The sequence below is a fragment of the Kurthia sibirica genome (genome assembly GCF_003143975.1).
GTDB lineage: Bacteria > Bacillota > Bacilli > Bacillales_A > Planococcaceae > Kurthia > Kurthia sibirica.
On record NZ_QFVR01000003.1, the window covers coordinates 133,035 to 154,621 of the forward strand.

The 21,587-nt window shown below is 34.5% G+C and carries 23 protein-coding genes and 1 CRISPR repeat array; of the genes, 1 reads left to right on the forward strand and 22 read right to left on the reverse strand.

Annotated features, from left to right (window positions below; translation table 11 throughout):
- Positions 1-95: 95 nt before the first annotated feature.
- The 4 genes from DEX24_RS03510 to DEX24_RS03525 form a co-directional block, all read right to left on the reverse strand.
- Entirely contained in the window at positions 96-677 is a 582-nt protein-coding gene (locus tag DEX24_RS03510) for a YpjP family protein (RefSeq protein ID WP_109305018.1), read from the reverse strand.
- 269 nt (positions 678-946) lie between these two features.
- Positions 947-1,675 (reverse strand): PhzF family phenazine biosynthesis protein, encoded by a 729-nt coding sequence (locus DEX24_RS03515; protein WP_109305019.1) that lies wholly within the window; start codon positions 1,673-1,675, stop codon positions 947-949.
- A 219-nt stretch (positions 1,676-1,894) separates the two neighbouring features.
- On the reverse strand, positions 1,895-2,689 hold the full coding sequence (locus DEX24_RS03520; RefSeq protein WP_109305020.1) for a class I SAM-dependent methyltransferase: 795 nt from the start codon (positions 2,687-2,689) through the stop codon (positions 1,895-1,897).
- Positions 2,677-3,117, reverse strand: a complete 441-nt coding sequence (locus tag DEX24_RS03525; protein ID WP_109305104.1) for a BrxA/BrxB family bacilliredoxin — start codon at positions 3,115-3,117, stop codon at positions 2,677-2,679. The genes DEX24_RS03520 and DEX24_RS03525 overlap by 13 nt, the downstream gene beginning before the upstream one ends.
- A gap of 444 nt (positions 3,118-3,561) precedes the next feature.
- Between DEX24_RS03525 and DEX24_RS03530 the strand changes: the two genes are divergently transcribed.
- The gene (locus DEX24_RS03530; protein ID WP_146192962.1) at positions 3,562-3,786 is read left to right on the forward strand and encodes a DUF4352 domain-containing protein; all 225 of its coding nucleotides are present in this window, start codon (positions 3,562-3,564) and stop codon (positions 3,784-3,786) included.
- 230 nt (positions 3,787-4,016) lie between these two features.
- Here the strand turns inward: DEX24_RS03530 and DEX24_RS03535 are convergent, their stop codons facing one another.
- From DEX24_RS03535 to cas5c, 18 genes are all read right to left on the reverse strand, one after another.
- A complete protein-coding gene (locus DEX24_RS03535) occupies positions 4,017-4,580 on the reverse strand; it encodes a DUF2798 domain-containing protein (protein ID WP_246131354.1) in 564 nt (187 codons plus the stop codon).
- Positions 4,581-4,600: 20 nt separating this feature from the next.
- Entirely contained in the window at positions 4,601-5,170 is a 570-nt protein-coding gene (locus DEX24_RS03540) for a TetR/AcrR family transcriptional regulator (protein ID WP_246131355.1), read from the reverse strand.
- Between the two features lie 402 nt (positions 5,171-5,572).
- On the reverse strand, positions 5,573-5,977 hold the full coding sequence (locus DEX24_RS03545; RefSeq protein ID WP_109305023.1) for an organic hydroperoxide resistance protein: 405 nt from the start codon (positions 5,975-5,977) through the stop codon (positions 5,573-5,575).
- 15 nt (positions 5,978-5,992) lie between these two features.
- Positions 5,993-6,427, reverse strand: a complete 435-nt coding sequence (locus tag DEX24_RS03550; RefSeq protein ID WP_109305024.1) for a MarR family winged helix-turn-helix transcriptional regulator — start codon at positions 6,425-6,427, stop codon at positions 5,993-5,995.
- A gap of 184 nt (positions 6,428-6,611) precedes the next feature.
- Positions 6,612-7,289 (reverse strand): deoxyribose-phosphate aldolase, encoded by a 678-nt coding sequence (deoC, locus tag DEX24_RS03555; RefSeq protein WP_211310114.1) that lies wholly within the window; start codon positions 7,287-7,289, stop codon positions 6,612-6,614.
- Positions 7,290-7,298: 9 nt separating this feature from the next.
- Positions 7,299-8,279, reverse strand: coding sequence for a substrate-binding domain-containing protein (locus tag DEX24_RS03560; RefSeq protein WP_211310112.1), 981 nt, complete (start codon positions 8,277-8,279; stop codon positions 7,299-7,301).
- Between the two features lie 14 nt (positions 8,280-8,293).
- Positions 8,294-9,271: an ABC transporter permease gene (locus tag DEX24_RS03565; protein WP_109305027.1), complete on the reverse strand. Its 978-nt coding sequence runs from the start codon at positions 9,269-9,271 to the stop codon at positions 8,294-8,296.
- 26 nt (positions 9,272-9,297) lie between these two features.
- Positions 9,298-10,023: an ATP-binding cassette domain-containing protein gene (locus DEX24_RS03570; protein ID WP_170112828.1), complete on the reverse strand. Its 726-nt coding sequence runs from the start codon at positions 10,021-10,023 to the stop codon at positions 9,298-9,300.
- A complete protein-coding gene (locus DEX24_RS03575; protein WP_109305029.1) occupies positions 10,020-10,778 on the reverse strand; it encodes an ATP-binding cassette domain-containing protein in 759 nt (252 codons plus the stop codon). Before DEX24_RS03575 ends, DEX24_RS03570 begins: the two co-directional genes overlap by 4 nt.
- Positions 10,762-12,297 (reverse strand): FGGY-family carbohydrate kinase, encoded by a 1,536-nt coding sequence (locus DEX24_RS03580; RefSeq protein WP_170112829.1) that lies wholly within the window; start codon positions 12,295-12,297, stop codon positions 10,762-10,764. Before DEX24_RS03580 ends, DEX24_RS03575 begins: the two co-directional genes overlap by 17 nt.
- A 4-nt stretch (positions 12,298-12,301) precedes the next feature.
- Complete coding sequence (locus tag DEX24_RS03585) at positions 12,302-13,339, reverse strand: galactitol-1-phosphate 5-dehydrogenase (RefSeq protein WP_211310113.1); 1,038 nt, start codon at positions 13,337-13,339, stop codon at positions 12,302-12,304.
- A complete protein-coding gene (locus DEX24_RS03590; protein WP_109305031.1) occupies positions 13,314-14,285 on the reverse strand; it encodes a sugar-binding transcriptional regulator in 972 nt (323 codons plus the stop codon). Before DEX24_RS03590 ends, DEX24_RS03585 begins: the two co-directional genes overlap by 26 nt.
- Before the next feature lie 376 nt (positions 14,286-14,661).
- Positions 14,662-15,957: a CRISPR direct-repeat array (repeat unit 32 nt; unit sequence ATTTCAATCCACTCACTCATATAGAGTGAGAC).
- A 158-nt stretch (positions 15,958-16,115) separates the two neighbouring features.
- The gene (gene cas2 / locus DEX24_RS03595) at positions 16,116-16,406 is read right to left on the reverse strand and encodes a CRISPR-associated endonuclease Cas2 (RefSeq protein ID WP_109305032.1); all 291 of its coding nucleotides are present in this window, start codon (positions 16,404-16,406) and stop codon (positions 16,116-16,118) included.
- Positions 16,407-16,418: 12 nt separating this feature from the next.
- Complete coding sequence (cas1c, locus tag DEX24_RS03600; protein ID WP_109305033.1) at positions 16,419-17,450, reverse strand: type I-C CRISPR-associated endonuclease Cas1c; 1,032 nt, start codon at positions 17,448-17,450, stop codon at positions 16,419-16,421.
- Positions 17,450-18,103 (reverse strand): CRISPR-associated protein Cas4, encoded by a 654-nt coding sequence (cas4, locus tag DEX24_RS03605; RefSeq protein WP_109305107.1) that lies wholly within the window; start codon positions 18,101-18,103, stop codon positions 17,450-17,452. Before cas4 ends, cas1c begins: the two co-directional genes overlap by 1 nt.
- Entirely contained in the window at positions 18,093-18,938 is an 846-nt protein-coding gene (gene cas7c, locus DEX24_RS03610) for a type I-C CRISPR-associated protein Cas7/Csd2 (RefSeq protein ID WP_109305034.1), read from the reverse strand. Before cas7c ends, cas4 begins: the two co-directional genes overlap by 11 nt.
- Before the next feature lies 1 nt (position 18,939).
- Positions 18,940-20,841, reverse strand: coding sequence for a type I-C CRISPR-associated protein Cas8c/Csd1 (cas8c, locus tag DEX24_RS03615; RefSeq protein WP_109305035.1), 1,902 nt, complete (start codon positions 20,839-20,841; stop codon positions 18,940-18,942).
- A 1-nt stretch (position 20,842) separates the two neighbouring features.
- Positions 20,843-21,559 carry a type I-C CRISPR-associated protein Cas5c gene (gene cas5c, locus DEX24_RS03620; RefSeq protein WP_109305036.1) on the reverse strand — a complete coding sequence of 239 codons (717 nt, stop codon included), beginning with the start codon at positions 21,557-21,559 and terminating at the stop codon, positions 20,843-20,845.
- Positions 21,560-21,587 lie beyond the last annotated feature (28 nt).

Consider the following 21,587-nt stretch of genomic DNA (forward strand, 5'->3'; position numbering starts at 1 on the left):
GATTTTATTGTATATAAGCTATTATAAGCAAAAGAAAACACTTTTACTAATTGTAACCTTACAGAGGTACAATTAGTAAAAGTGTTTATTTCAAACTATGATAACCATTTTGGCGGTGTGTTTTTACTCCAATATAATTCACCTAAATCATGATGACTAACAAAATCATCATCGCTTGCATGGTAATGGAAATTATAATAGTAACCATCAAATGGACGATTTTCTGTACGCACATGGAAACGAATAAGATCTTCACCCGTTGCTACATTGTACATATTAAAAATTTTTTCTGAATAATTACCACTTGGATTTTCAGTAATTGCAATTGTGCTACTATCCATTTTTTCTTTCATATTTATTAGCGTATCATCCATTGCTTGTTGCATTTTCGGAAAGATGATCGTATCAAAGTCATCTTGAATTTTAGGACCAATTTTAGTGCCGAATTTTTGATAGGCTTGATCTTTGGCTACTGCTATGAGATCAATTTCCTGTACTAGGTCATTTGTTGCGATATAGGCCGTGGTTTTATGCTGAACTGTATGATCAGCATACTGTGATTTCGCACTAGCTTGTTCATCGATTAAATTATTCCAAATTGTATGGCTTGGTGTTATGACACCTAAAGTTACAACTGCAACTGCCGATACTAAGAATTTTTGAATCCAATTCTTCATATTATCACCATCCTGTCATAAATTGAATGTTTTTACTATTAATGTAACGATATTCCAACTAAAAGGTTTCACTTTATACTATTCCATTGTACAATAAGTTATAGAAATATTGTACGCAAAACAGTTTGAAGGGAGTTTTTTCTATGACAACAATTATGTTTGGTCTAGGTTTTCTCGCTTTAATGGCCTTTTTAACGTCAATGTGTATCACTGATTAATAATTAGGACGACAAAAAGATGTAACAGGCTCCCGCCTATTACATCTTTTTTTAATGATATGGAACGTCAATTGCTGGAATAATTTTCGACATCGATTCAAGGTGAATCATACGACCTGCTGCAATATCCTGAATATAAAGACTAATAAAAAAATTCTCAACTGTTTCATCATTATAACGAATTTGCATACGAAATTTCGGTGTACCTAAAATTTTTGAAAACTCATAGAATAACGTATCAATATCGCGTATATCCACTAACATTGTTTCTAATAAATGTCTTGCTAACATAGGTTTTGTAGCAAATGTATCCGGCATTTCCAATAAAAATTTTCCCTGTTCATACCCATTAAACTTTCTATTTTTGTTAACCCAATAGGGCTTTTTTTCTGCAATAAAGGCTGCATTCGCTGCTTGGATCAATTGGCAATCACGCGTTCTAAAAGCCGTTCTCATCACATCAATTTTAAAGACAGTCAAAGAAGTTTCAATCGATACAAATTTAGCTTTATAATTATCTTTTTCAATATTCGTTAGCAAATGAATCGCGGCAAACATACTGACAAAACAAATAGTATATTCTTTATCCGGTGTAAAGAAACGCAATCGTATATTTGCTTTAGTAGATTTTGTAACAAATACCACTTTATCTAATTTACTATTATGAGCAATTTTTTTCATTTCCATCGTGCTAAAATTCAATTTTGGTGAATAGACAACGCCAATTATATTATGACCATTGCACCCTTTTCGAAATACTCGAATAAGATGGACCTTCATCCTTTTTTCTTCACTTCCTATAATTTAATAATCGTACATCCTTCTTTTTTGATATTAAACAAATATCACTTCTTATAAACAATTATAACTAATATAGCTATTTAAAACAGTTATATTATAAAAAACAGTTAATTTCTCCTTATTTATAATCATTAATATCTATTTTTTTAGTAAATCGCATAAAAAACAGACAATAGAAAGCATAATCAGTCAAAACATTCATAGCAAAATGATACCAAAATGAAATTTTGTATTCGGTCTATCCTGCCTAGTAAAACCATATTTTTTAAAAAGTGGTGATTTATAATGTGCTTTTAACAACACACGCTGTTTTGCAACCCTCTTTGCTTCTCTAATCCAGTCATCTGATACTTCATCATGTAGCCCAGCATACCTCAATGGTTGAAAACTAGTTGACTCTTCAATTGTTTCTTCAAACATTGGATCCAAATAAACTACATCAAAACTATCATCTGCTTGCTGTTTTAAATAATCGATGGCATTTTGCGCTACCACTTCAATTGAGCGCATTGCGCTAAGCAATGGTAAATTTTCTGCAATAAAATCATAATTTTTTAAGCCTTGCTGCACGATAAAAGCAATATTGGTATTTGCTTCACAACCAACTACGCGACCTGTAGGACCTACAACTTCAGCAGCAATCATACTATCTGTCGCTAAACCTAACGTACAATCTAGTAATCGATCACCTCTATGTAAATTTGCCATTTCAATAAATGGCTCTACTTCTCCCTTTGCGAGGCGCTTCATACGGAACGCAGCAGAACTAGGATGGAAAAAGAAAGGTTCCGTCATACCAAGCGGATAATAATCAAAACGATTTTTCCCTGCAACAATTAGATGAGCCTGTTGTTCTTCCCCTAGATGTTTAATCGATTTTTTCTTTCGTTCAATAACATCAATATTCAATATTTGACCAACAAAACGCGCCTTCTCTAAAGAAAGCGCGTCCGGTCTACCACCTGTTGTGGCTATTGTTTTTATTTGGCACATACTTGATCAAGAGCACCAGCTAGGTGATCACGAACTTGCTCCATCATATGACCCTCTATTTGTTCACGCGGGATGAAGTAAGCTAGTTCTCCATCTTTCACGACGGCAATTGATGGTGAACTTGGTGGTACTTCACCAAAGAAAGCACGCATCTGTGCTGTCGCCTCTTTATCTTGGCCTGCAAAAACAGTAATAAGATGGTCTGGTTTCGCTGTTGTTTGGGCAACCGCTTCAATAGCTGCTGGACGCGCAAGCCCCGCAGCACAACCACAAACTGAGTTAATAACTACTAACGATGTACCCTTTACTTCTTGCATATGCTCGGCAACTGCATCCGATGTTGTGAGTTGTGTAAATCCAGCATCTACTAATTCTAAACGCATCGGCTCAACAATACCGCGCATATATTCATCATAAGCATTTGTCATGATATCTATTCCTTCTTTCGTTTCATATGTTAGATTTAGCGTGACTTTAACGTCATTTTTATCATAACGTTTTTCACCTATTCTCGCAATTGAATGTGATTTTTGTGTGAGTGTGATGTGATTTTCGTGCAATCACTCACGTAACTTTTAAAAAGTCACATGTTATTTTTTTATCGCTTGCTACATAGTTATTATATCACTATGTATATATAGAAGAAACTAGTTATACTTTTATCATTTTAATCAAACGTATAGTACCTACATTCTTTATTGCTATTGTTAAAATTAAACTATTAAATAAAAAGAGGTAATTACATGAAAAAAGATTAATCACTCTGCCAGTTGTAGGTGCATGTAGTAGCGATGAAACTGTTGAACCAAAAATCGAGAAAACAGAAGTCGGATTTACAGAAAAAGCTGAAACGAAGAAAAGTGTACAAACGAATGAAGCCGTTTATTTTAAAGATAGCGAAGTTAGATGGTCGTACTGTTACGATTACAGAGACAAAAGGAATTCCTGCCGGTAAAAAAGGAAACGACTATGGCGATAAGCCAGTTATAGCATTTTGGTATGACGTAACGACTCATTCGAATAAAGAGATAGAATGGAAATTATTAAGAAAAATGGGCCAGTTAAAAATGCTATTGCTTATCCAATTGGCGATTTAAAAACAAACCCCCGTTACATTAATTGCTAGTCAAGGTATAGGTGGTCAAGAATTAGGTAACCAGACAGATTAGATCAAATCAAATAAGAGGTTTGGTGTTTTGGCATTATATATGTGATTGCGGATTAAAGAAGTATAACATCCATTACTTGAAAAAAAGAGCCTCTTCCATAAAAAAAGATATACATAAGAAGAATCACTTTCGTAATTCTTCTTATGTATATCTAGAATTTATCCTTGCTTTGAGTGACTTCTTTCAACTACTTTTGCCATTTTACGATATTGAGATTGATGTAATTTAACCATCACAAAACGAGCAATTGGCTGAATAATAACTACCTCAGCTACTAGCACTACTAATAGATTACGTGGCCAATTTTCCAAAAACCGATTAAATAAACCTGCTTCAAAACCATTGCCGATAAGATCACCAATGATTGTCATACAAAATGACATACCGATTACTGTGAACAGGATACGAAATAATAGCTTAGCATTAAAACTATCTGTTGGTAATGTGAATTGTGTGACTAATTTCTCCGCAATTTTCCCGATAAACATTGGTTCTATAATCATAACAATTATCCAAATAATCGGTATGACTTTTATAATCTCTCCTGCAATGAAGCTGGCTGATGAACCATCTGGAACACTAAAAAGCACATTCATGGTTGTCATAAAAATAACCGTAATCGTCGAAATAATAGTACCGTACAATAGACCTTCTTTTCCATTTCTAGGTAATTTCATATCATATTTCTTTTTCTCTTGTTCCATCATAGCTGTTTGTTGCATCGTATCTTCCTTCCAAAATTTTATTTATGCTGATGCGTTGAGATAGACAATAAACGGGCAACCGTTTGGAGTGGTATGCTAGAATGCTTTGTTAAACTCAGCATGATTGCTCCTTCAATTGTTGCATTCAACAGTAAAGCTTGATCGCTTGCTTGTTGATGTGAAAAACCATCTGCGCTTAATTTTTCTTGGTATATAGCTTGAATTGCATCATAGGATTCTTCGCAAGTTTGACGTACAACTTCACTAACTGACCCCATTTCACTCACAATGCTATTAAATGTATAACCAATTATTACTTTGTCGCGTTCATACTGTCTGATTAATTCACTTAACATATTATCTATAGCCTCTGTTGTCGTATCATATTGAGCAAATATTTTCTTCATATCATTTGTAATCATTTTATTCATCGTACGTAAACAGGTTATTAATAATTCTTCTTTTCCAGCTGGAAAGTGGTGATAAAAAGCACCTTTTGAAAGTTCACACACTTTCAATAATTCTGATAAACCAACCCCTAAATACCCTTTTTTCCGAAACAAATCCGTTGCTATAGCTATAATTTTTTCTTTTGTATCTACTGCCACCTTCATACCTCCACTTCACTAAACCGACTGGTCGGTTTATACAATATATCAAATATTTCTTTTATAAGTCAAGCTGTTTTCTAGTACTCACACAAATTTTTTATCACCATTACAAGATATTACGTCACTCTAATCCATATGTATTTTGTTTCTACATTTATTTTAGAGGGAATCTCGACATTTGAATAACACAAGAACGCCCTCTAGTCCCCTCATCTTCTAGCATATAAATTGCTGATGTTATGCTTTTTATAGTGAGTTCTGCGAAAAGCGTCAAGTAGAAGTCGTATTGTTTGGAAAACCCAACAAATAATATAAGAATCATTAAAAAAGCATCTTCTACATTAGACCATTTTGTCTGTAGTAGAAGATGCTGTTATTTACTTTTTAGCGATCTAGTCGTTAAATGGCTTTAATCGTTACATCAATATTGCCGGCAGTTGCTTTTGAATAAGGGCAAACTGTATGCGCAATTTTTGCTAAGCGTTCTGTTTCTGCTTGATCCAGATCTGCAATTTCAACTTCTAATTGCACTGCAATTTTAAAACCATTGTCGGCCTCATCTTTTAATAATGATACCGTTCCTTTTACAGTACTTTTAGATTTGATTTTTTCGCCACGCATTACAACTTCTAAAGCGCTATTAAAACACGCGCTATAACCGGCAGCAAATAATTGTTCTGGATTCGTAGCTGTTGATTTTGAACCGGGCGCCGCCACTTCCATATCAAATGATTTATCTTCAGAATAGACCTGACCTTTACGTCCACCTGTATTAATTATTGTCGTTTCATATAATACTGTCATTTTACAACACTCCTATTATTTTAATTTTGTTGTCAATACATGGTTTAATTTCTTCGATAATGTAAGTAATGCTTTATACTCTGCCTCATCATCCATCAGCGACACAACACAACGATCAATGACAGCAGCAATAGTTGATTCTTGCAATTTAGAATGATGGGTTAGAGATATATTGATTACACGCTCGTCTTCATGACTACGGTTTCGCTCAACCCAATTATTCGCCTCCATCCGCTTAAGTAACGGCGTTAAAGTACCACTATCAAGTTCGAGCTTCTCACCTAAATCCTTTATAGATAAATGATTCTGCTCATATAGTGCCAATAGTACAAGGTATTGCGAATAAGTTAAACCAAAATCAGCCAATATTTCTTTATAAAATTTTGTGAATTTCTTCGACGCTGCGTACAGTGCAAAGCAAATTTGATCATCTAAACGTTGTGCCTTCAAATTGCCACCTCTTTTTAAATTGCACACAATTAAGTTGTGTACAATTTAAATTCTACCACTTTTTCTTGAGATTGCAAGTAATATGCTTTGGACAAATTAAAACATAGGGAATTTAATAGCAATACATGCAAAACCAGTATGACCGAAAGTAAGATCATACTGGTTTTTTAGTATTCAACTTTTTCTAATAATTGCTTGTTGGTGCTACACCTTCAAGTATGGAAATGCCATTACTCGTACCAATTCTCTCGACGCCAAGTTCAATATATGCAGCAGCATCTGTGGCTGTTCTTACGCCACCAGAAGCTTTCACTTTCACATTGTCACCAACTGCCTTTTTCATCAAACGAACAGCTTCTTGCGTTGCACCATCCGTACCAAAACCAGTGGATGTTTTCACGTAATCTAAGCCCGCTTTTCGTGCTAACAAACTTACTTTCGTTATCTCATCATTTGTTAAATAACATGTTTCTAAAATAATCTTAATCACAAGTTTTGGATGATTTTTTTTGATGTTTACAAATTGAATCATTTCTTGTAGGACGGCTTCAAATTCACCATTTTTCACATCACTAATATTTAGTACATAATCAACTTCTTCAGCCCCGTCCTCAATAGCCTGAATTGCTTCAAAAAGTTTAACTGCTGTTTTATTAGCTCCAAGTGGAAAACCTATAACTGTACATACTTTAGTAGACGATTCTTTTAACAATTTTGCACCTAAAGCTATATAATGAGGATTGATACAAACAGTTGCAAACTTATACTTTGCCGCTTCTTGGCATAGTTGTTCAATTTGTTCGATTGTAGCATCCGCTTTAAGCAATGTATGATCTATTTTTGTCGATATATTCATCTTTATTTCCTCCTATTATTTTACTACTGCAAATTTATAATTTGAATCTACATACTCTTTGGCATTCGTATCATCGATTAAACCAGTTTCTGCATTTGTAATTTTCTCTACTTTTTCTCCATTAGCAACTTTTTTAGCTGTTTCGATTGCTAATGCACCAAGTGAGATTGGATCATTAATGACAGTCGCTTGGAATGAGCCATCCGTAATTTTCTTAACTGCCTCCATTAAACCATCTACACCAATAACTTTAACATTGGATTTACCCATTTGATTTAGCACTTTTACTGCACCGAGCGCCATGTCATCATTATGTGCATATACTAAATCAACATCTGGATTTGCTTGCATTAAATCTTGCATAGATGAAACAGCTTTTGCACGCAGATAATCGTTATACGGTCCTTCAATAATTGTCACATCTTTTGCATGAATGAAAGCTTCATGAAAACCATCATGACGAGCTTTCATAACTGTGCCACCTGCATCTCCTTGTAACTCAATAATTTTCCCTTTTGCTTTATCGCCACCTAGTAATGCCAGCGCTTTTTCCCCTGCAATTTTACCCATCGCTTTGTTATCGCGTCCAATATATGAAGTAACCTCTTCTTTTGTTGCTCGATCAACTGTGATAACCGGTATATTTGCATTTTTTGCTGCTTTTAGTGCTGGTGCCACTGCTGAAGGATTAACTGGATTGATCAGTAATACATCAATACCTTTTGTAATCAGTGACTGAACATCTGTATTTTGTTTCTCGATATTATTTTGTGCATCAACAACAATTAATTCTACATCTTGCTCTTTTGCTGCTTCTTTTGCACCGTCAACTAATGAAGTATAAAATGGTGACTCTAAAGTGACTTGAGAAAAACCAATAACAATTTTATCATTTTTATTGGCCTTAGCATCCTTGTCACTCTCTTTACCAGTTCCACAAGCTGCTAACACCAATAATAATACTACCCCTAAAACTAAACTTAGCCATTTCTTCATCCCAAACATCCCCTTTATTTTTTATTTGAAATCATTTGATTCATAACTAAAGCTAATACGATAATGACACCCATAAAAATAGATTGATAATACGATGATAATCCAAGAAGATTAAATATATTGACAATCATACTCATTATTAAAACACCTATGAATGTGCCACCAATACTTCCTTTACCCCCCATTAGACTGGTGCCGCCTAAAACGACTGCTGCAATGACATCGAGTTCTAACCCTGTACCTGCTGTTGGTTGACCAACTGTTAACCAAGCACTCATTAAAATACCTGCCACCCCAGCAAGTGTTCCACAGATTACAAAACACCAAGTAATATATCGATTTACTCGAATTCCAGATAGTCTTGCAGATTCGGCATTCCCACCAACTGCATAGATTTTCCGTCCAAAAGTTGTATATTTCAACACAACTATGGCGATGATTGTCAAAACAATCCATATGACTGCAGTTAATGGGATTTTACCGAATATATTTCCACCAAGTACTGTAAAGCTAGCTGGTAAATCATAGATTGGTTCACCATTAGTCGTTAAGAGAGCCAATCCCCTTGCACTGACCATCATTGCTAATGTTGCGATAAAAGCTGGCACTTTAAATTTGGTAGAAATAAAACCATTAACAAAACCTAAAAACGCGCCAAATGCAATGGTTAATGTAATGGCCATAAAGGGATTCATACCTGTGTTTAAGAGAATTGATACGAACATTCCCGTTAATGCTAAAATGGCCCCTACTGATAAATCAATGCCCGCAACTAAAATAACAAATGTCATTCCAATACTGACAATCCCTACAAAGGAAGATTGCTGTAGTAAATTCAGTATGTTTTGTACGGATAAAAACTGATCTGATAATAAACTTCCTATTAAAATAAAAGCGATAAAAATAAAGAATAAATTATATTTTTTTAAAATCGCTTTGATGGCTACTGTATTTTTACGTTCCCCTTGCATTACTTCACTTTTAGTCGTCATACTTTCCCCTCGTTCCCCATTCATAATTAACCTGAAACTGCTGAATTCATGATGTCATTTTTACTTTCCGATGGTCGAGAAAATTCTTTGATTATCTCTCCTTCAAACAGAATGAGTACACGATCACAAATTGCTAATAATTCATCGATTTCTGAAGTTGCGACGATGATACTTGAACCTTCATTGACAATTTCTTTCATGATGCTATAGATTTCATCTTTTGCACCGATGTCAATCCCTTGAGTTGGCTCATCAAATAATAAAAGCTTCGACTTATGAACCAACCATTTCGCAATAATTACTTTTTGCTGATTTCCGCCACTTAATGTACTCATCGGCACATGCATATTATGCGCTTTTATATTTAATTTCTTCATCACATCAAGCATGGCCTGTTTCATCATACTAGGCTTCATAAAGCTCCCTTTTGAATATGAACTGAGAGAAGAAAGCATCGCATTATCCAAAATCGACAAGTCTAAATTAGCCCCTTCCGTTTTACGATTTTCTGGAACTAAACCTATACCAATATCTACAGCATCACTTGGCGATTTGATTTTCTTTTTTTGACCATTCATATAAAAATTACCACTCGCTAATTGATCTGCGCCATAAATGGCACGTAATAATTCGGTACGCCCTGAACCAACAAGTCCATACAAACCAAGTATTTCACCTTTACCTACAGAAAAATCAATATTTTTCAGCTTATTATTTGAAAAATTTTCTATTTTTATAAATTCTTCTTTCAAAATCGTTGAATGTGTTTTTGTACTTTTTCAATAGCACGACCTGTAATATGCTGAATTAATTGTTGTTGTGAAATATTGTCAATATGGTCTGTGATAATCCATCGACCATTTCTTAAAACTGTAATTCGATCGCCAATTGCATATAATTCATCTAATTTATGAGAAATATAGACAATTGTATAACCTTGTTTTTTCAGCAATGCAATAACGTCATATAATTTATGGATTTCATCAGTAGATAATGCCGTTGAAGGTTCATCCATCACAATGATTTTACAATCTGAACGAATGGCTTTAGCTATCTCTGTCATCTGCTTTAAGCCCATACTTGCTTCTGTTGTAGGCATTGTTGGTGATACTTTAACGCCGAGTAAATCAAAGATGCGCTTTGCTTCTTTGTTCATTTTCTGCCAACTAATAAAGCCACCTTTTGGTTTTAAATAATTGCCCAATAAAATATTTTCTGCTAATGTTAAATTTTCTATTAATGATAATTCTTGATGGATTGTCGAAATGCCTAATTGCATACTATCAGAAGGGTTTTTAATCGAAATTTGTTGATTATCGAGTAAAATCTCCCCTTCATCTTTTGTATATACACCTGCTAAAATTTTCATTAGCGTGGATTTCCCTGCCCCATTAGCTCCGATCAAACAGTGAACTTCTCCTTTTTTTAATGAAAAATCCACATTTTGCAATGCTTTCACACCTGGAAATGATTTAGAAATGTTTTTCATTTCAAGAATATTGCTCACTGCGTTGACCTCCTTTTTTCATTTTCTCCATAATTGGAAATAACACATGATTTAGCTCTAAATAATTGTCAAATAGTACATCATATTGCCGTTTCTGCGTCATATTAGGATAAAATGTTTTTTCATTTTTCACCATATTATTTGAAGCATCGATCAAACTATCAAAATAACCAAGTCCATATATGGCAATAATGGATGCACCTTTTGTCCCGATTTCAGCATCTTTTGGAATCGTAATAGGCAAACCTGTTACATTACTAATAATTTGCATCCACGATTCATTAACCGTTCCACCACCACCAGCAATAATTTCATGAACCTCTACGCCAGATGCTTCAAATGTTCGAATAATATTTTTCGTACCAAATGCAATCGTTTCCAAAATTGCACGATAAATATGATATTTTGTATGTGATAGTGTTAAACCAATCATCGCTCCTGTTGCATAAGGCGTTTTATAGGGGGTTCGATTGCCTTTCCAACTATCTAGTATGAGCAACCCATCACTACCAGGGCTGATTAATTTTATTTCTCTTTCTAGTTCAGCATAGATTGCAGATTTGTCGCACTCCGCTGGATAAAACTCTTGTAAAAACCACGAAATTATCGAACCACAAGATAGCTGTCCACCTTCTAATAACCATAGATTTTCAACGAGCGGTTCATCATAGGGACCCCAAAGTGCGTTGTTGAATATAGGTTGATCATGATGTATTAAATGAACAAAACTTGTGCCTGTCGTCATTTTCAACTTACCTGTTTCTAATGCGCCTGCTCCGATCATACCAATATGGGCATCTATGCCACCTTGAAACACTGGCATATTAATTGGTAAATTCAATGAAATTGCTGTTTCTGACGTGATTAAACCGACCTGTTCACCTACTGGTATAATCGTATGTGGCCAGTGTTTTGTAATACCTGCCAAACCAATTTCATCTAAAAAATCTTCCGAAAAACCACCCAACCTTTTCACATAACTCCATTTACAAGTAGCATTACATTGTGAACCAACTAGCCGAGAAGTTAACTTATAATTCAGCCAATCTAGCTGCTCTACAATTCGTTTATCCGTTAAATCATAATTTTTTTTAAACCAAAGTGATTTCGTTAACATCCATTCAATCGATGTTTTTTCACCTGAGTAACGTAAACGGTCACGCACGATTTTTAGAAGATTCTTATTTATGTCATCTTCTTCTTTTGCTGACCGTTGATCCATCCAACAATGTGCCTTATCAATTGGCTTTAAATCTTTATCAGTCAATAATACAGTTGATGATGTAGCAGCTAATGACATGCCTTTAATACACGCTTTATCAATCGTATCTGTCACTCGCTGAAGTGACCGCTGAAGTGCTTGCCACCAGTCATTTGGATCTTGTTCAGAGTGCCCACTACTATTATGCCATGTTGAATATGCCTCACTCGTTTGATACACAAGCTGTCCTTGAATTGTGTAGGCAGCCACTTTGAGAGATTGTGTTCCTACATCCACACCTAGTACATAATTTGTCATCATATTATTCACCCGGATATATTAAGATTTTATTAAATGCTAATTCTTTATTTTTTAATTTCATAAAAATTTCTGGTGTTTCATCCAAATCAAAACGATGCGAAATAATTTCTTCTGTCTTTATACGCCCAGTAGCCATACTTTCAATCGCATAACTCCACTCTTTTCCAGGGAATGGATTTGAAAATGAATTCCATGATCCTTTTAATGAAATTTCATAACGCATTATTTGATCTACTGCTTTTGCCGATAATGTTAATGCTTGATTTGAGATTCCCAGTAACACCACTCTGGCCATCTTGCCTGCTATTAAAATGCCTTGTTCTTGTGCAATTGGAGATCCCGATGTATCTAACACTACATTTATTTGTTTGTTCGCTAGAATATCTTGTACATTTTCAGTTAAAGAATTCACTGTTAGATCCGCTCCTAAAACCTGAGCGATTTCTAATTTTTCATCGAAAATATCAATGGCAATCACTTCTTTTGCTCCTAGTTCTCGAGCGTATTGAACCGCGAACATACCAATTGCACCAAGACCAAAAATCACTACCGTATCACCTTTGGCAATTTCACCTCTCCACAAACCATGAACAGCATTTGCAGCAGGATCGACCATTGCACCTGCATCATATGAGATTGTATCATCAATTTTCAAGACATTCTCTTTACCTACTTTAATATAATTTGCCATCGCACCATCTGTACGCGAGCCATAATAATTATATGTGTCACATAGACCATATTTGCCTTTTTGACAATATTCACAGGTATTACATGGGACAAGCGGTGCAATTGTCACACGATCTCCAATCTGCCATTCCTGTGCTTCCTCGCCGACTTCTACAATTTCCCCTGCAAATTCGTGCCCCAAAGTTAAGCCTTTGTAATATGCGCCTTTAACTAATGCACGTGGAATATCGGAACCACAAATACCCACCGCTTTCACTTTTATTAAAACTTCATGCTGATCAATAATTGGCACTTCTATTTCTTCCACTTTTAAATTACCTGGTTCATATAGCTTTACTGCTTTCATCATTTAACCCCATCTCCCTTTTCCCTAGTTCTATCGCCAATTCTTCATCAATAAACAGTGTATTTACATACCCACCATTTAAAGCCCCTCGTACACTTTGCGCTTTTTCTTTTCCCACTGCTATTGCTATGGAATGTTCTTTATTGCGTAATTCCTCTAATTCCAAACCAATCGTTCTGGCATTTAACGATTCATCTACTATCTGACCAATATGACTAAAGTAGCGTGAACAAATATCGCCGACTCCACCTGTTTTGATGACATCTTCATATGCATTTTCAGTGAAATAGCCACCTTTATACAACACTGATTCATACGATATTGAGCCGATACCAAATAAAGCAATATTACATGTTCTACCTATCTGTAAAACCTGTTGTATACCCGTATCTGTTTTCATCACATCCGCAATTGCTGCAGAATCTACTATTGTTGGCACAGGTAAATGATAGCTTTCTGCTTTATAGACCTGTGCAAAACGTTCCAATAATGCACTTGACCCTGTCGTATAACTACCTTTGGCAATACCACCATTTAATTGAACAATTTTCATTGTTGGTAACTCTTTTTCTTTAAGATATGGGGCTACATGTCCTAAAGTCGTTCCCCAAGAAATACCTAAAATAGAATCTTCTTTACAAATTTCATCTAAATACATAGCCACTGCCTTACCAACATCATTCAAAACTAAGGTTCTCTCTTGTAAATAAACTGGCAAGACAACTACTTTTTGCAAATTATATTTTTCCTGAATCAATGTTTCTAATTTTTGTAACGATGTTAAAGTATAATTAATTTCTACTTTTATGATTCCTTCTTTAAAAGCTGCATCAATAATTCTACTAATGGTCGCCCTTGAATAACTTAAGCGATCAGCAATTTCCTTTTGAGTTAAATTCATCTCATAGTATAATTTTGCAACTTGAATCATTTCTAATTTTGAATACATGGACTTACCTCACAATCACGTGAAATTATGTTCACGCCCTCATATTTTGTTCTTGAATTTATTATAAGTAAAAAAAATAGAAATGATAGCGTTTTCTCAAACTATGAACAGAATTTCAATTGTATTATAAATAAGAAAATTAAGTACTTTTCGAGAATTTATAAGTTAAAAACTAAAATCCGGTTGATTGGAGCACCAGCGAATGCCATCTGAATAACTTTTATTTTAAGTTCATCGGATCACTTATACATATGCCCATAAAAAATACACCCTCAAAGAATAACAGGTATTTATACCCATTTCTTGAAGGTGCTTTTTTGTTTTGTCTAAACCGAAGGGATCAGTCCCAACCATTTTGTTTCATGCTCTTTATACAATTCCAACCTACTCACTCATATAGAGTGAGACACTGCCCAATTGAATCCACCCAATTACCTGATAAATTTCAATCCACTCACTCATATAGAGTGAGACCGCTTACGCTAATGGCCATTTCTAACGCATCGGATTTCAATCCACTCACTCATACAGAGTGAGACCCACGATAATTCGGGTTGGCTTCTGCACGTTTCATATTTCAATCCACTCACTCATATAGAGTGAGACTTGTTACCTCGTATTTACCTTCTGCGATTAGTTCATTTCAATCCACTCACTCATATAGAGTGAGACCAAGAATGGTTACCGACTGTACAATTATTATTAATTTCAATCCACTCACTCATATAGAGTGAGACTTGCTCCGAAAAATACGTTGGAGATGTTAATAATTTATTTCAATCCACTCACTCATATAGAGTGAGACTTTGACGGTATCTCAACTTTGCAGTCGTTTGACATTTCAATCCACTCACTCATATAGAGTGAGACGAAATTTAAAACCGTTTTGCAGCCAAAAGATATATTTCAATCCACTCACTCATATAGAGTGAGACATATATCCGGTGCCAGCTTCAGGAGTCGAATTAGTAATTTCAATTCACTCACTCATATAGAGTGAGACAGAAGATATTTTATACCAACAATTTGAATTAAATAATTTCAATCCACTCACTCATATAGAGTGAGACGAGCTTATCCGACACTTACTATCAAAATATCATGAAATTTCAATCCACTCACTCATATAGAGTGAGACATTTTTCTGTCGTTACGACATTAAGTGTTGAAACTATTTCAATCCACTCACTCATATAGAGTGAGACAATGTACGTTCCATTTTTTTCACCTCTTTCTATAATTTCAATCCACTCACTCATATAGAGTGAGACTTCGATTTCGTATTTTTCGATTGCGTTCATATTATTTCAATCCACTCACTCATATAGAGTGAGACAAAGTAGTTTCATTGTTAAAATTAGGATATGAAATATTTCAATCCACTCACTCATATAGAGTGAGACCGTCGATAATTTTTAGTATCGCTTTGATTAGACACATTTCAATCCACTCACTCATATAGAGTGAGACACCTAAAAATAGAGAAGTGGGTGGATTATGGGGCTGATTTCAATCCACTCACTCATATAGAGTGAGACTTCTTTGCTTAATGCACCGTCACTTCGACGATACGATTTCAATCCACTCACTCATATAGAGTGAGACCAGCTAGGCTTGCTACCATTCCCGTATTTTTTACCATTTCAATCCACTCACTCATATAGAGTGAGACTGCAAAAAAAGTGATAATATAAAGTAAATAAAACAGAAAAATAACATTATTTTTATTTTATTTACTTTTTTTGGATAAATCATCTATTATATATTATCCTTTTTGCTAAAAACAGGTGCGAACCCCCCTAAGATTTTATGAGAGCTTATAGTTCGCACTTAAAAAATAAGTGGTTCATCTAAATCAAATGTATCTTTTGTACCAATATGTTCAACTTTCGATTTGTAATTATTACCTAATCTATAAAATCGTAAGCTATCTTCTGACGCATTTATAATTTTGATTAAATCATACCTTAACTTAACTAACTGTGCAGCATCAATATTACATTCAAAAACTGAATTTTGTACTCTTAAACCGTAGGATTCACATTTTTTAGCGACCTGTCTTAATCTTTTATTGCCACCTACACCTGATGTTTTCACATCATAAGTAATCACAACTAGCATGCGTGTATCCTCCTATTTCCATAAAAAAGGCGGGTATTCTTCTGAATCTCCTCGTAAATGCCTTGCTAGTAATAAGGCTTGCGCATGTGGAACAAGGCCCCAGTTAATTTTTTCTTTTAATCTAGGATGCGTGAGTGATTCCATTTTCTTTTGTTGCCATTTTTTTAAAAATATTTTACGCGCTTCTTCAGTCAGAGAAACAGCCCCATTTTCTTTTATTAAAAAATCATTTGCTTTTATTTCCTTGCGATTAATAAGTGAAATGACAAAACGATCTGCTAATAATGGGCGTAATTCTTCCATCATATCTAATGCTAATGACATTCTTCCCGGACGATCGCGATGTAGAAAACCTACGTATGCATCTAATCCAACATTTTCAAGTGCAGCACCTACTTCAGATGATAAAAGAGAGTAACTAAATGACAGCAAGGCATTTATTCTATCTAAGGGTGGTCGTCTAGATCTTGTCGTAAATGCAAAATCATCATCTTGTTGTAACAATAAATCATTAAAACAACTAAAGTACATACTTGCAGCTTGTCCTTCATAACCTCGAAGTGATTCTAAATTATTACACTGTAAAATATTTTCAAGAACTAATTTTAAATATAATGATGTTTTTTTGAATTTCATATGATCTATACGCATCGGATGATCTCTAATCGCTCTTTCTAGTTGCCATCTTTGATTTGATATTTTACCAAAAATCATATTTTTCGCAATTTTTGTACTTTCTAATTCATCATCAGAAATACGATACTGCACTTTGCGTAATAACACATTCCCCTGACTTTTCCCCGTCACTCTTGCTAAAAATCGACCAGTAGGTGTGAAAAAAGTCAGGTTAATATCTTTTTCTGCACAATATGCCATAAGTTTGGGACTAGCTCCTGCATATCCAAAAGTACAAATCCCTTCTAAATTCAGCAGTGGTATTTGACCAATCTTTTCTTGTTCAACAAGAATGACAACCGTTTCACCTTTTAATGTTAAATAGGTGTTTTCTTGAGTGATAAATAATGTATTCAGTAATTTTCTCATTATAAGTACCTTTGCATATATGACTTTACAGATTCTTGTTCCATCGTATTCGGTAGACAAATATGTTGTAGCGAACAACTTTCACAGTGCTTTCCAACTTTTACTTTAGGTGTATATTTATTATGATAATACCCCCACATTTCCTCAAAAAGTTGTTTGACGGTTGCTTTCATTTCTGTAGTGATTTGAATAGTGACACGTCTTTTTATTTCATCATAGTAAAATGCACCTTCTGAAATATCATATAAAAACATTTCTTCTAAACAAATCGCTTGTGCGACTAACTGAACAACGTCTTCATCATTCTTTTTAGGTTTCCCTCGCTTATATTCTACCGGCAATATCGTGAATTTAGCATCTTCTTTTGGTAAATATACGCCATTTTCATCTTTATTAAACTCTACGACATCACAAATGCCATTTGTTTTTAAAGTATGCGAATGAATAGGTAAAGCTCTCACTACAATTTTATTGCCACGTTTTTCTCGGATAAGTGGCTGATCCACACGTTCATGTATAAGTTGACCTTCCACTGTTTTTACATTTTCTTGCCATTGTTGTTCAATATGAATTAGAGCCCACTGCCTTCGGCAAAATTGAAAATGTTGGATGCCTGATAGCATTAAATATTCTTCTGGAAAATTAGACTTCATATACAAATTCATTTAAATTTTCTAATAGTTCATCCTTTGTCACTTCGAATGGTTCGTCTTGATTACCTGTCAAACTTACTTTTAACGCTCTATGAACTTGTGCTGATGAATATTGCCCCAATTTACTATTATGCTCCCACCAATATACTGCACGCACTTCCATCGAACCTTCTGGACGAGCTGAAGAAGCATCATTATCAAAAAGTGTTTCAAGTGATTTTTTAATAAGCAATGCATCTTCAGCGGTGAATCCCGTTTTCTCTGCCAATTGTGGGTTAATACTGCCAGAAAATTTATACACTCCAAAATCTACTTTATGCTTCATCCCCATTGTATCTGAACCTTTCTTATCTCCAGGTTCCGAATTGACACTTTTAGTAATTTGCATACTATTAATATTTATAGCCTCAAGTGTTTTAGCAGATTGTACAGATACGGGACCTCTAATACCTACAGAAACACCACTATCTTTACCTGTACCTTTAAAAGCAAAAACTTGTCCAAATGCACGCACATCAAACCATGATTTATTGGCTATAATAGCAAAAGCTTTCCGATCATTTTTCACGCTTTTTAACTCTTCATTGCCTTCTGCTCTATCGCGTAAATTATTAAAGTGATCCCTTGTATTATCTTGAGATTGAACAAAAATCGACTGCTCTAAATCTTGTAGGCGATTACGAATTTTACGTTTAATCGCTACATCTGATACTTCACCAAATCCATTAAAATCTTGACGTGGGCGATTACCATTCAGAGGATCTCCATTAGGGTTTGCATCTTTCACTGTAAATAGTACTGTAAAATCGATTTTATTTGATAAGATATTTGTCATTTTATTTGTCTCCCTTTTTTGCATATTCAAATGCACGTTGATTGTAATAGCCAATTATAAATTGTTCATCTAAAGCTTTATTGCAAAAATCATTTTCTGCAAATTGTTCGATAATTTCAGTTATTTTCTTTTGGATTGTATCATTTTCAGTCCAACTACCCATAAAGGTTCTAGTCGATGCTTTTACAAAATATGGTTGTAATTGTGTGAATATCGTTTTCCATACAGTTGCTGGTTTATTGGAAAATGATGTCATATAACGCAATGCATTCGTCGGTCTATTATTCATTGATTCCTTCAACAAACGTTCTTCAAAAACATCTGCCACTGCTAATAAACGGCCATATAAATAACTGCGATTGGTATTCGATTGTTGTAATGTCATACTATAAGCCTCCTGATTATATTTATCTGCAAAAACCACTGTCGATACTTGTAATAATTGTACATACTCCATTTTTTCATATGCTTGTGGCATACAACATCGTACATATAAATTACGTACTAAATCACTTGGAATCTGCGCTCCTGCTAAAACACAATTATATAGTCTTGATATTGCCGCCATGACCATTTCTTTGTCTGCTCTTGGGCTATAAGCACTCGTTGCGATATCACGTAGTGTGAATGTATTAAGCGAATGAAACCATTTCTTTTCTTTAGTATTATAATAGGTTTTATTCCACAACATTCGTTTTTGCCATTTTTTTATCTTTTCCATATAGTCTTCTATACCTAAGCTGCGATAGTTCACAACTGCCATTCTGCCAGCTGTAGCGGCATCCAATTCTACAATATGAACCATTTCAAAATCAGCTGTATGCCATTTTTGATTTGAAATCCCCTGTAGCATTAAATGATAGTTTTGTGCCAAGTGATCATTTGAGTAGCTTTCTATTTCATCCTCAATTAACAAGCCATCCAAGTCAGGTAACTCATCATTTGGAGATGGTAAATCTAATTGTTGATCTCCCCATAATAAATAGACGCGTGAATCAATGGTAAATCCCTGCCGATCAATCAACCATTTCAGCGCATTATGAGCTTTTTGAGAAGCTAGATAACTAATACTCATCGCTTCGCTAGCATTCTTAAAACGTCCTCTGAAGGTGAAACCATCCTTATCATTACTAGAAATCAACTTAGCCATATCTCCAGAATTGCGCAATTTGTTTGGATGCGTTTCCGTCACACCTAATTTTTGACCCATTACAAAGCATAATTCACTTTTTCTTTCTAATGATAAATAATAGCGCGTATATTTTTTGAATAGTTGTTGGTCCAGCCACGGATTTTTATACACTTCATTTGGATAATGTACTTTAAATCTTACAAAAGCTGCACTTTGTTCATTTACTACTTGTTTAAAAATAGCTGGTTTATCGTCTGAATGCCCCGTCCATTTTTTCATTAACTTACCATTCGGTTCTAAAAACAGTACTTTTTTATCAACAAGATCTCGTATTAATTGTGCTTTATTAATATAGTTGTAGATTGCTTCAACTGTTTGTGTAGAAAAACGAGAGTCTACCCATAATTTTAATTGTTGATTATATAAGTGAAATGCTTCTGCTTTTTTTTCTTCACCTGTATATTCTACAAAGTCACCTGCGACATACATTAATTTGTCATGTAGCATATGTGGCTTTAGCGCACTCCCTGCTTTTGAACCAGAAGCTTCTGTAAATGGTATAACTGTTATTTCTTTTTCAATTACTTCGGCATGGTAGAACTCACCACTAGGTGTAACTGTTACTTCAATTTGTGCAGTTTGAGTAGTATGTGCCAATGGTAAAAGCATATAATTTTTTGAATTACCATTTCGAAATGTCTTTGTCATCTGTTCGCCAGCTAGCGATTCATTGTAATCATATGTGTTGACTAAACTTCTCCAAAAACTCAATTTATTCAACTCCTAATTCGATAAATAACGCATCGACTGATTGCATATTCTTACCTATTTCAAAAGTACTTACTTCATAGTCTGTTATTTCTTTACGTAAAGTACATTGTTCTGATGTGATAAAATGAATGATTCCTTTTTCTATTTTAGGTGACCAAAATAACGCTTCGAGTTGTTCTCTTCCACTTTGACTTGGGTAATACAAACTATGAAGCATAGGAGAAAACTGAAGATTGATGGTATCATAATAACCTATAATTTCATCAAATTCACATGGTTCCACATAAGCTTGGCATTCACGTGTTCCTAAAAAGATATCACGTCGCCCACCTTTTTTTACACAACGTTTAGCAATATTATGATGCTTTTCTTCATTAAAATCTTCACTTAAATCTTTCCTATTGAAATTAAATTCAAAATGCGCTCGAATAGCATAGGCAGGATTTAATAAATAAGTATACTGAGCTAATGTATTCCCTCCCTTATACTTAATAGGTCGTATAGATTTTGATTCCATAGCTATTGGATTAATAATTTTGATTTCATCAATGACCCAATAAATAGATGGTTTCCAATAAATGGATTCTACAACACCGATTAGTGCGGAAGCTGTTGGAATTTGATAGGTCATTTTTTCACCACCTATCCGACTAAGTGGATCTGTAAATAATGCATATTCCCCTGAAACTATAAATTCGATTTGATTTCTTTTCTTCATCTAGGTACCTCCTGAATTTTACAGCAAT